14 protein-coding genes are annotated in these 12420 nt (G+C 66.9%); 10 read left to right on the forward strand and 4 right to left on the reverse strand.

Annotated elements, in window-relative coordinates:
* Positions 1 to 69 precede the first annotated feature (69 nt).
* Entirely contained in the window at positions 70 to 1140 is a 1071-nt protein-coding gene (locus C7455_RS04375; protein ID WP_109665830.1) for a 2'-deoxycytidine 5'-triphosphate deaminase, read from the forward strand.
* A gap of 6 nt (positions 1141 to 1146) precedes the next feature.
* On the opposite strand, the gene C7455_RS04380 is transcribed toward C7455_RS04375, so the two are convergent.
* On the reverse strand, positions 1147 to 2349 hold the full coding sequence (locus C7455_RS04380; protein ID WP_109665831.1) for a class I SAM-dependent methyltransferase: 1203 nt from the start codon (positions 2347 to 2349) through the stop codon (positions 1147 to 1149).
* Positions 2346 to 3137 (reverse strand): heme-dependent oxidative N-demethylase family protein, encoded by a 792-nt coding sequence (locus tag C7455_RS04385; protein ID WP_109665833.1) that lies wholly within the window; start codon positions 3135 to 3137, stop codon positions 2346 to 2348. Before C7455_RS04385 ends, C7455_RS04380 begins: the two co-directional genes overlap by 4 nt.
* 176 nt (positions 3138 to 3313) lie before the next feature.
* On the opposite strand from C7455_RS04385, the gene C7455_RS04390 reads away from it, so the two are divergent.
* The gene (locus tag C7455_RS04390) at positions 3314 to 4543 is read left to right on the forward strand and encodes a bifunctional alpha/beta hydrolase/OsmC family protein (RefSeq protein WP_109665834.1); all 1230 of its coding nucleotides are present in this window, start codon (positions 3314 to 3316) and stop codon (positions 4541 to 4543) included.
* Here C7455_RS04390 and C7455_RS04395 read toward each other — a convergent pair.
* Positions 4503 to 4976 (reverse strand): Lrp/AsnC family transcriptional regulator, encoded by a 474-nt coding sequence (locus C7455_RS04395; protein WP_109665836.1) that lies wholly within the window; start codon positions 4974 to 4976, stop codon positions 4503 to 4505. The two genes, C7455_RS04390 and C7455_RS04395, sit on opposite strands and share 41 nt — an antisense overlap.
* 148 nt (positions 4977 to 5124) lie before the next feature.
* Between C7455_RS04395 and cysG the strand changes: the two genes are divergently transcribed.
* From cysG to C7455_RS04425, 6 genes are all read left to right on the forward strand, one after another.
* On the forward strand, positions 5125 to 6531 hold the full coding sequence (cysG, locus tag C7455_RS04400; protein ID WP_109666179.1) for a siroheme synthase CysG: 1407 nt from the start codon (positions 5125 to 5127) through the stop codon (positions 6529 to 6531).
* Positions 6531 to 6830 carry a DUF2849 domain-containing protein gene (locus C7455_RS04405; protein WP_109665837.1) on the forward strand — a complete coding sequence of 100 codons (300 nt, stop codon included), beginning with the start codon at positions 6531 to 6533 and terminating at the stop codon, positions 6828 to 6830. Before cysG ends, C7455_RS04405 begins: the two co-directional genes overlap by 1 nt.
* A complete protein-coding gene (locus C7455_RS04410) occupies positions 6830 to 8503 on the forward strand; it encodes a nitrite/sulfite reductase (RefSeq protein WP_109665839.1) in 1674 nt (557 codons plus the stop codon). The genes C7455_RS04405 and C7455_RS04410 overlap by 1 nt, the downstream gene beginning before the upstream one ends.
* Positions 8490 to 9236 carry a phosphoadenylyl-sulfate reductase gene (locus C7455_RS04415; RefSeq protein WP_109665840.1) on the forward strand — a complete coding sequence of 249 codons (747 nt, stop codon included), beginning with the start codon at positions 8490 to 8492 and terminating at the stop codon, positions 9234 to 9236. The genes C7455_RS04410 and C7455_RS04415 overlap by 14 nt, the downstream gene beginning before the upstream one ends.
* A gap of 52 nt (positions 9237 to 9288) precedes the next feature.
* A complete protein-coding gene (locus C7455_RS04420; RefSeq protein WP_109665842.1) occupies positions 9289 to 9699 on the forward strand; it encodes a DUF934 domain-containing protein in 411 nt (136 codons plus the stop codon).
* A 70-nt stretch (positions 9700 to 9769) separates the two neighbouring features.
* A complete protein-coding gene (locus tag C7455_RS04425) occupies positions 9770 to 10630 on the forward strand; it encodes a ferredoxin--NADP reductase (protein ID WP_109666180.1) in 861 nt (286 codons plus the stop codon).
* Positions 10631 to 10705: 75 nt separating this feature from the next.
* Here the strand turns inward: C7455_RS04425 and C7455_RS20305 are convergent, their stop codons facing one another.
* Positions 10706 to 11305: a hypothetical protein gene (locus C7455_RS20305; RefSeq protein ID WP_211315430.1), complete on the reverse strand. Its 600-nt coding sequence runs from the start codon at positions 11303 to 11305 to the stop codon at positions 10706 to 10708.
* Between the two features lie 266 nt (positions 11306 to 11571).
* On the opposite strand from C7455_RS20305, the gene infC reads away from it, so the two are divergent.
* Entirely contained in the window at positions 11572 to 12027 is a 456-nt protein-coding gene (infC, locus tag C7455_RS04440; protein WP_245904227.1) for a translation initiation factor IF-3, read from the forward strand.
* Between the two features lie 87 nt (positions 12028 to 12114).
* Positions 12115 to 12405 carry a porin gene (locus C7455_RS04445; protein ID WP_170118989.1) on the forward strand — a complete coding sequence of 97 codons (291 nt, stop codon included), beginning with the start codon at positions 12115 to 12117 and terminating at the stop codon, positions 12403 to 12405.
* Positions 12406 to 12420: the final 15 nt, after the last annotated feature.

The raw sequence follows: 12420 nt of genomic DNA on the forward strand, positions 1-12420 counted from the left end.
CCCGCGAAAACCGCCTTGCGCCCCCGGCGCGGGCGGTTTTTTCTTGGGCAAAACAGGGGGGATGCCCGGATGAGCAATGCAAGCCAAGGTGTGCTGCCCGATCACGCCCTCGAGGCGATGATCGCAGGCCGTCAGATCACCTGCGACAGCCCCGATGCCGATCAGGTGCAGCCCGCCAGCCTCGATTTGCGGCTGGGCAATGTGGCCTACCGCGTGCGCGCGTCCTTTCTTGCCGGCCATGGCCGCCGCGTGGCCGACCGGATCGCGGAATTCGAGATGCACCGGATGGATCTGACCGGCGGCGCGGTGCTGGAAAAGGGCTGCGTCTATGTCGTGCCGCTGCGCGAGGGGCTGGCGCTGCCCGCAGACGTCACCGCCGTGTGCAACGCCAAAAGCTCGACGGGCCGCGTCGATTGCCTGACCCGGGTGATCGCCGATGGCGGCACGGAATTCGACCGGATCCCGGCAGGCTACATTGGACCGCTCTATGCCGAGATCTGCCCGCGGTCCTTCTCGGTCAAGGTGGCACCCGGCTTGCGGCTGAACCAGATCCGGTTCCGCCGCGGCCAAGCCGTGCTGAGCGACGCGGAGCTTGCCGCCCGCCATGCCGACAGCCCGCTGGTCGACGGGCTGCCGGTGATCGACGAAGGCTTGGGCTTTTCCGTCGATCTGACGCCGACCGCCGCTGGCATCGTCGGCTACCGCGCCAAGCCGCATACCGGCGTCATAGACCTGACGAAGATCGCGGCCCACGCCATCCCAGATTTCTGGGAAGAGGTCCGCAGCGAAGAGGGGCGCATCATCCTTGACCCCGGCGCCTTCTACATCCTCGTCAGCCGCGAGGCGGTGACGATCCCCCCCGATTGCGCCGCCGAGATGTCGCCGTATCTGGCGATGGTCGGCGAGTTTCGCGTGCATTACGCGGGGTTTTTCGACCCCGGCTTTGGCCATGGCACGCCTGCGCGCGGCGTGCTGGAGGTGCGCTGCCACGAGGCGCCCTTTGTGCTGGAACACGGGCAGGTCGTGGGGCGGCTGGTCTATGAACGCATGGCCGCCCTGCCCGCGCGGCTTTACGGGTCGGGCATCGCGTCGAATTATCAGGGCCAGGGCCTGAAACTGTCCAAGCATTTCAAAGCGTAGGCGGCGTTACCCGCGCAGCAGCCGTGAGTAGTAAAGCAGCCCGTGGCCGGTCATGGCCCGCGACACGCCCGACCAGATCGGCGCGAAGGCCAGCCAATCGGTGCGCATGCCCTTGGCGATCTCGTCCAGATTGCGCCGCCCGTCGATCTGCGCCAGCGCGCGGGCGACCATCGCGGGCACCGGGATCTCGAAGCGTTCGCCCTCATGGGTCACGGGGATCACCCCATGTTTCATCACATGCTGCGCCAACGGCCCGCCTGACACGCCCTTGAGATGCGGCACCGCCTGCGGCCCGGGTTGGGCGACACGCCCCTCGGCCCCGGCCTTGGGCGCGGCATAGAGCACATGGGTGCGGATCGTGCCGCGCAACGCCTCGGCAAGATCCATCCGCGCGGCCGCGTCCATCCCCGCCAGCAGTCCCTTGTCGCCCAGAATGGGCAGCGGATCATAGAGATGCGCCTGCGGGCTTCCGGTCATCGCCAGCCCGGCGCGGTCCAGCACGTCGAGCAGGTCGCCGATGCGGAACGGCCTGTCCTGACTGTGCAACAGCAGGTCGTAAAACCCCGCATCGCTGGCCTTGTGGTCGCCCAGTTGGGCGTTGCGCTTGAACGGGTGGCCATCGGGAATGCGCTCAAAGATCGCCTTGGCGCGGCGCAACCGGTCGCGGGGCGTTCCCTCCAGCACGGTGCCAAAGGCCTTTTGCAGAGGATAGACGCCGGACCGGCCGAAGGGCGCGTAGACCATCAGACCCATGCCCCCCTCGGGCACGAGGGCGGCTGCCAAGGCATCAAAGCCGGCTTGCGGATCGGGCAGATGATGCAGCACGCCGCAGCAGTCGATGTAGTCGAACGGCCCCATCGCGGGTGCGTCCAGAAGCGAGCCGGTGACGAAGCGGATACCGGTCAGGCCGCGCGCCTTTGCCCGCGCCTGCGCGATCTTGCGCGCAGCGGTGGAGAGGTCGACATAGGTGATGTCATGGGGCTTGCCCGAGCTGGTCAGAACCTGCGCCAGCTGGATCAGCGCGTCGCCCGTGCCGCCGCCCGCGACCAGCGCGCGCAACGGCTGCGACCAGTCGCGACTGCCCCCAAACAGGAAATGGTCGATCTCCAGCGGATGACTGGGCGAGCCGGTGATCAGGCGCTTGCCCTCGTCGCCCGGGTCGCGCTCGGGGTAGGGAAAGGCCTCGTATTGGTCGGTGACGCGGCTCATGTCACGGGCGCCCGATGCGGCATCTGGCGCAGCGCCTCAGGCGGGATGGCCGAGAGCTGAACCACGAAGGTATGGATCGCAAACAGCACAGCATCACATGAAGGAAGCCGCACAAGGCATTGTTTTTCTGACCTGAGATAACGCCCTTCCGCCCCGGCCTCGCGGCGCGGCGCGGCCTCGGGGCGCGGCTGGTGAAGGGCGGCATCGGCATAGACCAGCGCGTTTTGCCGCCAAAGCGGACGCTCGGGGCGGACCATGTCGAACAGGCGCTGGACGCGGGCGGCCATGCCCGCATCATAGAGCGCCACGGGGCTATGGATGCCGGTCAGCGGGCGCCCGATCTTTTCAGCCAGCGTCCAGCTGGCCGGAAAGCACAAGATCGCCGCCGTCATCACATGTTCCCCGTCTCGCGGTTCGAGCAGGCACAGATCCTCCTGTACCAGCCTTGCAAGCGTGCCAAGCCTGTCGGCAGGGTCCAACGGCACGACAACCCCGTCGGGGCGCCTCACCGCCCCCTCGCCCCAGTCGTAGCCCGGGTCGGCGGCGAGCCGATAGAGCACCTCGACATAGAGCGCCTCGACCGCCGCCTCGGACCCCGGCAGGGCGGCGATGACCGCGCCGCGCCGCTCGGCTACCAGCCGGTCGCGCAGCGCCATCTGGGCGGCAAAGGCATCGTCGCGCATCAGCCAGCTGTCACCCGGCCCCAGCGGCTGGACGCCCGGCAACCGGGCCGTGGCCGGGTCCATCCACGGCAGATGGGGCAGCTTGGTCTGGCAGATCGGGTCCATCGGAGCCTTCTTGGGGTGGAACCGCCCGACCAAAGCCCATCGCGCCCCCAAGCGCAAGATCGCCGCTCACGCCGCGGACACCGCGCCGCACGAGGACGTGAGACAGCTCCGGGTCCGCTTGCCGTCGCAAGACGGCGCGCCCATCCTAGACGGGTCCGCACAGGAATGACCCGACAATGCCCACCGAACGCTTCACCTTTCCCGGCCATGACGGCCACGCGCTGGCCGCGCGCCTCGACCTGCCCGAGGGGCCGCATCTGGCGACCGCGCTGATGGCGCATTGCTTTACCTGCGGCAAGGATATCGCCGCCGCGCGCCGCATCTCGGCGCGGCTGGCGGGAATGGGCATCGCGGTGCTGCGCTTTGATTTCACCGGATTGGGCCATTCCGAAGGGGAGTTTGCCAACACCTCCTTCACCTCGAATGTGGAGGATCTGCTGGCCGCCGCCCGGGCGCTGAGCGACCGCGGCATGCCGCCCGGCCTTTTGATCGGTCATTCGCTTGGGGGCGCGGCCGCGCTACGGGCTGCGCCGCAGATGGACCGCGTCAAGGCCGTGGTCACCATCGGCGCGCCCTTCGATCCGGGCCATGTCACCAAGAATTTCGGTTGGGCTCTGGGTCGCATCGCCTACAACGGCGTAGCCGAGGTTACGCTGGGCCAGCAAAAGATCAAGATAGGTCGCGCTTTCCTTGAGGACGTGAAGGCCGCCCGTCTGGAACCGGCACTGGCCGAGATGAAACAGGCGCTGCTGATCTTGCATGCGCCCCGCGACGATGTCGTGGGGATCGACAATGCCACCCGCATCTTCACTGCCGCGCGCCATCCCAAAAGCTTTGTCACGCTTGACGATGCCGACCACCTGCTGTCCCGGCCGGAGGATGCCGATTATGCCGCCGGCGTCGCCGCCGCATGGGCCGCGCGCTACCTTGACCTGCGCGCGCCCGCGCCGCCGCCCGGTGCGCCCGAGGGCGTGACCCGCGTGTCCGAGGCCGACTCCGACGGATTCTTGCAAGATGTGCAGGTCGGCCGCCACCATATCCGCGCCGATGAGCCGGTGGGATATGGCGGGACCGCCCGCGGGCTGACCCCCTATCAGCTGGTCGCGGCGGGCCTTGGCGCCTGCACCTCGATGACGATCCGCATGTATGCGCGGCGCAAGGGCGTGGCACTGTCCCATGTCGCGGTCGATGTGACCCATGACAGGGTCCATGCGCAGGACGCGCGCGCGCCGACGGTCACGCTCGACCGCTTCACGCGGCTGATCCGGCTTGAGGGGGCATTGTCACCCGAGGACCGGGCCAAGCTTCTGGAAATCGCCAACAAATGCCCGGTTCACAAGACGCTGGAAAGCAGCGCCGAGATCGTCACGAAACTGGCCCCAGCGGCAGAAGCGGTGACGCCTTGATCTCCTCCATGCTCAAAAGGGCGGTGACGTTGTAGATCCTGACCTCGGAGATCAGCGCCTGGTAAAAGGCGTCATAGGCGCGCGCATTGGGCACGCGGACCTTGAGGATGTAGTCGATTTCACCGGCCAGCCTGTGCGCCTCCTGCACCTCGGGGCGGGCCTTGAGGGCGGCGAGGAATTTCTTCTGCCAATCCGCCTCGTGTTCCGAGGTTCGGATGAGCACGAAGAAACAGGCCTCGAACCCCAGTTTCTCGGCATCGAGCAGCACGGTCTGCCGCCCTATGATGCCCGCCTCCTTCATCTTGCGAATCCGCGACCAGACGGGCGTCTTGGATGAGCCCACGACGCGGGCGATCTCGTCGAGCGAGCGGGAGGCATCGTCTTGCAGGGCCGCGAGAATTTTCCGGTCTAGCGCATCGATCTGGTCGGTCATCGTCAGGGGCCTTGCCGTTGAGGAACGCCGGGCTTGGCGCGGCGCAAAGATGCAAACACATGTTCCTTTTGACAAGGCGTATCTGCCATTTCGTGGGAAATTGTTCTATCTCAAGGGCAGGTTGCAGGACACAGGATGGCAGCGCCCGATGGACCATTTCCCGATCTTCCTTGCCGTTCAGGGGCGCCGCATCGTGGTATCGGGCGGGGGTGAGACCGCGCTGGCAAAACTGCGGCTGCTGCTCAAGACCACGGCGCGGATCACCGTCTTTGCCGAGACCCCCGAGGACGGCTTGAGCGCGTTGGCCGCCGAGCGGCGCATCACGTTGGTGTCCCGCGCGCTCGGGCCCGGCGACGCGCTCTGCGCCGCGCTGTTTTACGCCGCCAATGACGACCCGGCCGAGGATGCGCGCGTGGCCCGTCTGGCGCGCGCCGATGGGGCGCTGGTCAATTGGGTCGACAATCTGGAGAACAGCGCCTTCATCACCCCCGCCATCGTCGACCGCGATCCGGTGACCATCGCCATCGGGACCGAGGGCGCGGCCCCGGTGCTGGCCCGCGCGATCAAGGCGGATCTGGAGGAACGCCTGCCCGTGTCTCTGGGGCTTGCCGCCCGCGTCGGGAAGGCGTTCCGCAAGGCCGCCGATGCGCTGCCGATGGGGCGCAAGCGGCGAGAGTTCTGGGCGGAATACTACTTCAACACCGCCCCGCAGGCCATTGAGAAACAGGGCGAAGCAGGTCTTGAGCCGGCATTGCACGATCTCTTGGCGCGCCATCTGGCGGAGGCCCCTACGCGTGGCCGCGTGGACATGGTCGGCGCGGGCCCGGGCGATCCGGAATTGCTGACGCTCAAGGCGCGCCGCCTGCTCGACCGGGCGGATGTGGTGATCCACGACAGGCTCGTGGCCCCTGCGATCCTGGAACTCGCGCGCCGCGAGGCGATCTTGATCGACGCCGGCAAGCAGGGCTTTGGTCCCGCGATGGCGCAAGACGAAATCTGCGCACTGATGGTGGAACATGCGGCGCAGGGCGCGCATGTGGTGCGGCTAAAGGGTGGCGATCCTTCGGTCTTTGGTCGGTTGGACGAGGAGATTGCGGCGCTCGACGCTGCAGGCCTCGACTGGTCGGTCGTGCCCGGCATCACGGCCTCAAGTGCTGCGGCAGCCCAGATCGGACAGAGCCTGACCAAACGCGACCGCAACTCTGCGCTGCGCATCCTGACGGGCCACGACATGAAGGGCTTTGCCGAACAGGATTGGCGCGGGCTGGCCCGCCCCGGCACGGTCGCCGCGATCTACATGGGCGCGCGTGGGGCGCGGTTCATCCAAGGCCGCCTGATGATGCATGGCGCATCCCCCGACACGTCCGTGACGGCGGTGGAAAACGCCGCGCGGTCTGATGCCCGCACCATAGCCACGACGCTCGGGCGTCTTGCCTCGGACCTCGAAGACGCCGCACCGACCGGCCCCGTGATCTTGCTCTACGGTCTTGCCCCCCGTTGGGCCGAGGCCGCCCTGCCCCGGCAGAGTGCCGACCTGAAAGAGGAATTCGCCTGATGTCCCGCCCCTATACCCCCAAGGTGCTGACCGCCAATGCGCTGCTCGAGGGCGATGTGGTCTGGCTCGATGCGCAAGGCCAATGGACGCGGCGGATGGAACAGGCCGCCCTGATCGAGGATGAGGCGACGGCTGATCTGCACCTGCTCGACGCTCATGCCCGCGGCCACGAGGTCGTGGGCGCCTATCTCGCCGATGCGCGCCCCGGACCGAAGGGCCCCGAACCCACCCATTTCCGCGAGGACTTCCGCACCCGCGGGCCCTCCAACTACGCCCATGGCAAGCAGGAGGCGCAGTAATGTACCGCTATTCCGAATTCGACGAGAGTTTCGTCCGCAGCCGCGTGGCCCAGTTCCGGGCTCAGGTCGCCCGCCGCATCGACGGCAGCCTCACCGAGGATGAATTCAAGCCGTTTCGCCTGATGAATGGCCTTTACCTGCAGCTTCATGCCTACATGCTGCGCGTGGCGATCCCCTATGGCACGCTGAATTCCGCGCAGATGCGGCAGCTGGCGATGATCGCCGACGCTTTCGACAAGGGCTATGGCCATTTCACCACGCGCCAGAACATCCAGTTCAACTGGCCCAAGCTCGCCGATGTGCCCGACATGCTCGATGCGCTGGCCGATGTGGGGATGCATGCGATCCAGACCAGCGGGAACACGATTCGCAACGTGACCGCCGACCATTTCGCGGGCGCGGTGGAGGGCGAGGTGATCGACCCCCGCCCGGTGGCCGAGCTGATCCGGCAGTGGTCGACCGACCACCCGGAATTCCAGTTCCTGCCGCGCAAATTCAAGGTGGCGGTGACGGGTCACAAGGATGACCGCGCGGTGACGGCGGCCCATGACATCGGCCTGAGGCTGGTGGAACGCGACGGCAAGATCGGCGCGACCGTGCTGGTGGGCGGCGGGCTGGGGCGCACGCCGATGATCGGCAAGGTGCTGGCGGAGTTCGTGCCGCTGGCGGACCTGCTGCCCTATCTGGAGGCGGTCGTGGCCGTCTACAACCTGCTTGGCCGACGGGACAACAAGTACAAGGCGCGCATCAAGATCACCGTCCACGAGACCGGGATCGAGGAAATCCGCGCGCAGGTGGAGGCCGAATTTGCGGCGCGCAAGCCGCTGTTTTCCGGGATCGACCAGCAGATGCTGGCCGCGATCACCGCGCAATTCGCGCCGCCCCGCTTCGAGGCTGGTGCCGTTGGCAGCTACGAGACATGGCGCGCCGCCGATCCGGTCTTTCGTGCCTTCACCGACACCAACGTGACGCCGCACCGCCATCCCGGTTACGCGATCCTGACCGTCAGCCTCAAGGCGCATGGCGAGACGCCCGGCGATGCGACGAGCGCGCAGATGCGGGTGCTGGCCGATCTGGCGGAACGCTACGCCCATGACGAGTTGCGCATCAGCCACGAGCAGAACGTGATCTTGCCGCATCTGCCCAAACGGCACCTCAAGGCCGTGCAAGAGGCGCTTCTGGCCGCTGGCCTTGCCACGGCCAACGTGGGCCTTGTGTCGGACATCATCGCCTGCCCCGGCATGGATTATTGCGCGCTGGCGACCGCGCGATCGATCCCTGTGGCGCAGGGCATCGCGCTGCGCTTCGAGGCGTTGAAGCTGGAACACGAGATCGGCCCGCTCAAGATCAAGATCTCGGGCTGCATCAACGCCTGCGGGCATCATCATGTCGGCCATATTGGCATTTTGGGATTGGACCGGGCGGGGGTCGAAAGCTACCAGATCACGCTGGGCGGCGATGGCGGCCCCGATGCGGTGATCGGCGAGCGCACCGGCCCCGGCTTTGCTTATGACCGGATCATCCCGGCGATCGAGCGCATTCTGCGCGCCTACCTGACCCTGCGCGAGGGGCCGGGCGAGACTTTCCTCGACACCTACCGCCGCCTCGGCATGGCACCCTTCAAGGCGGCGCTCTACGACGATCCCGAGGTGCGCGCCGATGCCGCCGCCTGACACGGGGCTTGCCGACCGGATCGCGGGGCTGAACGCGCGCTACAAGCATCGCGCGGCCACCTCGGTGGTCGAGCATGCCTTGCGGGACGGCGATACGGGGGCGGTGGCGCTGGTGTCCTCCTTCGGGGCGGAATCGGTGGTACTTTTGCATATGGTGGCGGTCGTCGACCCCGCCACGCCTGTGCTGTTCGTCGATACGCAGATGCTGTTTGCCGAGACGCTGGAGTATCAGCGCGAGGTGGCCGAGCGGCTGGGCCTTGAGGATTTGCGGATCATCCGCGCCGCGCCCGTGCGCGTCGGCGCCCATGACCCGGAAGGCGATTTGCACCGGACCGACCCGGATGCCTGCTGCGCGCTCCGCAAGACCGAGCCGCTGGAGCGCGCGCTGGCGCCCTTCGATGCATGGATCACGGGCCGCAAGCGGTTCCAGTCGGGCACGCGGGCGGAACTGGCGTTTTTCGAAGCCGAGACGGGAACGGGCCGGATCAAGATCAACCCGCTCGCCCATTGGGCGCCCTTGGATGTGGCCGATTACATGATCAACAACCGCCTGCCGCGCCATCCGCTGGTGGCGCGCGGCTATCCCTCCATCGGCTGCGCGCCCTGCACGACGCCCGTCGCCACGGGCGAGGACCCGCGCGCCGGGCGCTGGCGCGGGACCGACAAGGAGGAATGCGGCATCCATTTCGTGGATGGCCGGATGGTGCGCGGCCCGCTCAAGGCGGCGTCGTGAGAGGCGGTGACCTTTCGCCGTGCATATTTTTGGAAAGATGAGAGACACACAGATGGCAATTCTCATGCAAGACGATGGCTTTAGGGAAGATGACTGGGCCGGGCAGGTCGTGCCGCTGGCCGAGGCGGGAGCGGTGGATGTCCTGGGCATCGACCTTGACCCCGGCGAGGATCTGGCAGAGCTGGCCCCGCATCTGGGGCGCATCGCGCTGATCCGGATCCGGTTTGGCGCATTCAACGACGGGCGTGGCTTTACCGTGGCGCGGCGCCTGCGTGCCATGGGCTACACCGGACGCCTGCGCGCGGCGGGACCGGTGCTGGCAGATCAGTATGCGATGGCCCGGCGCGCGGGATTCGACGAGATCGAGCTGGCGCCGCAGATCGCGGCCCGCCAGCCCGAGGATCAGTGGCTGGCGCGCGCCGACTGGCGGGCGGGCGACCATCAGGCGCGGCTGAGGGGCTGACCCCGGGGTTTCCCTGACCCAGATCAAGGCTTAAACAGGCACCGAGCGTTAGAGAGGTGCCCAGATGGACATGAGCGAGCACAGACCCGTGAAAGATATCGACGCACCGAACATCCCCAAGGCGACGCCCACCCTGCCCGATGCGCAGACTGTGACCGAGGTGGAGCATTACACCGACCGCCTGTTCCGGTTCCGCTGCACGCGGCCGCCGAGCTTGCGATTCCGGTCGGGTGAATTCGTGATGATCGGCCTGATGGGTGATCCCGACCCCGAGACCGGCAAGCAAAAGCCGCTGCTCAGGGCCTATTCCATCGCCTCGCCGTCTTGGGATGACGAGCTGGAATTCTATTCGATCAAGGTTCCGGACGGCGCGCTGACCTCGCGGCTGCAGCATATCGTGCCGGGCGACGAGATCATCTTGCGCCCCAAGCCCGTCGGCACGCTGGTCCATGATGCGCTGATCCCGGGCAAGCGGATCTGGTTCTTTGCCACCGGCACCGGCATCGCGCCCTTTGCGAGCCTTTTGCGCGACCCGCAGACCTATGCCGATTACGACGAGGTCATCTTGACCCACACCTGCCGCGAGCTGGGCGAGCTGACCTATGGCGCCAAGCTGGTGGAGGATATCCGCAAGGACGAGCTGCTGGCCGAGTTGATCGGCGAGGGTTTCGCGGGCAAGCTGCGCTACTATCCCACGACGACGCGCGAACAGAGCGCCAAGATGGGGCGCATCACCGACCTGATGCGCTCGGGCGAGGTGTTCACCGATCTGGGCGTGGCCCCGCTCTGCCCCGAGAGCGACCGCGCGATGGTCTGCGGCAATCTCGCCTTCAATCTCGAGATCAAGGAGATGCTCGAAGGCTATGGCCTGACCGAGGGGGCGAATTCCAAGCCTGCCGAATACGTGGTGGAGAAGGCATTTCTAGACTGAACACCCAGCGCGACCGCACATCAAAAGGCCCCCCGCGGAATCTCCGCGGGGGGCCTTTTCCTGCGCTGTGAAGGCTCAGTTGGCGATGCCGAGCGCCTGACGAGCCTGCAGCAGCGCCGCCTCGAGCAGCGCGGGGTTGTCGCGCGCGCCCTCAAGCGCCGTGCTCACTGCGGTGCGGGTGACGGGCGAGATGTCGGCAGCCTGCAGCGCGGCGATGGCCTGATCGTAATCGAAACCCTCGGCGGTGAAGATCCCGGCCAAGGCCGCATCGCCTGCCTCTTCAGCCGCGACGGCGGTTTCGGCGGTGGCGGCATCGACCGCACCCTCCACGGCCTCGACGGCTTCGGTGGCGGCCTCGGCAGCGGCCTCCACGGCCTCGGAGGTAGCGGTTGCAGCTTCTGAGGCGGCGGCTTCTGCGGCCGCGGCTTCTGCGGCTGCAGCTTCTGCGGCGGCGGCCTCGGCGGCGGCGGCTTCTGCGGCCGCGGCCTCGGCGGCGGCAGCTTCTGCGGCGGCGGCCTCGGCGGCGGCAGCCTCTTCAGCGGCGGCGGCCTCAGCGGCTGCAGCTTCTGCTGCGGCGGCCTGTTCGGCAGCTTGGTTCGCGTTCGACTGCATCAGGAAATATCCCCCGGCGCCAAGTGCGGCGAGGATGATGACGATGATCAGTGCCCGGTTCATGATGTCCCCCTTCGGATGACTGTTTGTATGCGGCGCATATCTCCGTCTAGCCGCAAGCACAATGCTGCACTGCAGCGGCCGATGCGAAACCGGCGACCTCCTGCCCAAATCGCCTTGAAAGACGCGGGTCTTGCGCGTAACTTGCCGCCTCGACACCCGGCAACTTCAGGAGGCCCCTCATAGCCCGCAGACCCCACAATGCGCCGCCGCAACGCGAAACCGGCCCGCGCATCAACGACCGTATCCGTTCCCCCGAGATCCGCCTGATCGGCGCAGAGGGGGAAAACGTCGGGGTCGTGACCCCGGCCCGCGCGATGGCCATGGCCGAGGAGGCCGGGCTGGACCTGGTCGAGATCTCGCCAAATGCCGAACCGCCCGTGTGCAAGATCATGGATTTCGGCAAATACAAATACGAGACCCAAAAGCGCGAGGCCGAGGCACGCAAGAAGCAGAAGATCATCGAGGTCAAGGAGGTCAAGTTCCGCCCGAACACCGACACTCATGACTACGAGGTCAAGATGCGCAGCGTCACCAAATTCCTCGAGAATGGCGACAAGGTGAAGGTCACGCTGCGCTTCCGCGGCCGCGAGATGGCGCACCAGAACCTTGGCCGCGACCTGCTGGAACGCGTCGCCGCCGATGTCGAAGGGCTGGGCAAGATCGAGAACATGCCCAAGCTGGAAGGCCGGCAGATGGTTATGATGATCGGCCCGTCCAGGTGACGCCGGCCTGATCCGATGTGGGGCGCGCCGTTTGGCGCGCCTTTTTTTGTCGTTTTGTGCCAGATGCATTTAAGGATACTCTGCGCCATGACCGCCCGATCCTTTGCCCGCCTTGCCCTTGCCGCGACGCTGTCTTGCGTCGCTGGCGCTGTGCTGGCCGACGGTATCGAGATATCCGGCACGGCTTCGATGGGGTTGACCGGGGGATCGGCCGGTCCCGCCCCCGGCACGGTGCGGCTGATCACCGATCTGGATCTGCAGATGCGCCTGAGCCACACAACAGACGGCGGATTGACCTTCGCCGTCGAGATCGACCTCGACGCGCTGGACACGTCATCGCCTGCCCCGAGTCCATCCGCGATACCCCGGCGACGGTGACTTGTGGCCGTGCTG

This window comes from Roseicyclus mahoneyensis (assembly GCF_003148775.1).
In the GTDB taxonomy this organism is placed as follows: domain Bacteria; phylum Pseudomonadota; class Alphaproteobacteria; order Rhodobacterales; family Rhodobacteraceae; genus Roseicyclus; species Roseicyclus mahoneyensis.

Excerpts from the sequence above, each read along its gene's own strand:
- C7455_RS04375 (WP_109665830.1), top strand. The coding sequence starts at position 70 with ATGAGCAATGCAAGCCAAGGTGTGCTGCCCGATCACGCCCTCGAGGCG.
- C7455_RS04380 (WP_109665831.1), bottom strand. The coding sequence starts at position 2,349 with ATGAGCCGCGTCACCGACCAATACGAGGCCTTTCCCTACCCCGAGCGC.
- C7455_RS04385 (WP_109665833.1), bottom strand. The coding sequence starts at position 3,137 with ATGGACCCGATCTGCCAGACCAAGCTGCCCCATCTGCCGTGGATGGAC.
- C7455_RS04390 (WP_109665834.1), top strand. The coding sequence starts at position 3,314 with ATGCCCACCGAACGCTTCACCTTTCCCGGCCATGACGGCCACGCGCTG.
- C7455_RS04395 (WP_109665836.1), bottom strand. The coding sequence starts at position 4,976 with ATGACCGACCAGATCGATGCGCTAGACCGGAAAATTCTCGCGGCCCTG.
- cysG (WP_109666179.1), top strand. The coding sequence starts at position 5,125 with ATGGACCATTTCCCGATCTTCCTTGCCGTTCAGGGGCGCCGCATCGTG.
- C7455_RS04405 (WP_109665837.1), top strand. The coding sequence starts at position 6,531 with ATGTCCCGCCCCTATACCCCCAAGGTGCTGACCGCCAATGCGCTGCTC.
- C7455_RS04410 (WP_109665839.1), top strand. The coding sequence starts at position 6,830 with ATGTACCGCTATTCCGAATTCGACGAGAGTTTCGTCCGCAGCCGCGTG.
- C7455_RS04415 (WP_109665840.1), top strand. The coding sequence starts at position 8,490 with ATGCCGCCGCCTGACACGGGGCTTGCCGACCGGATCGCGGGGCTGAAC.
- C7455_RS04420 (WP_109665842.1), top strand. The coding sequence starts at position 9,289 with ATGGCAATTCTCATGCAAGACGATGGCTTTAGGGAAGATGACTGGGCC.
- C7455_RS04425 (WP_109666180.1), top strand. The coding sequence starts at position 9,770 with ATGAGCGAGCACAGACCCGTGAAAGATATCGACGCACCGAACATCCCC.
- C7455_RS20305 (WP_211315430.1), bottom strand. The coding sequence starts at position 11,305 with ATGAACCGGGCACTGATCATCGTCATCATCCTCGCCGCACTTGGCGCC.
- C7455_RS04445 (WP_170118989.1), top strand. The coding sequence starts at position 12,115 with ATGACCGCCCGATCCTTTGCCCGCCTTGCCCTTGCCGCGACGCTGTCT.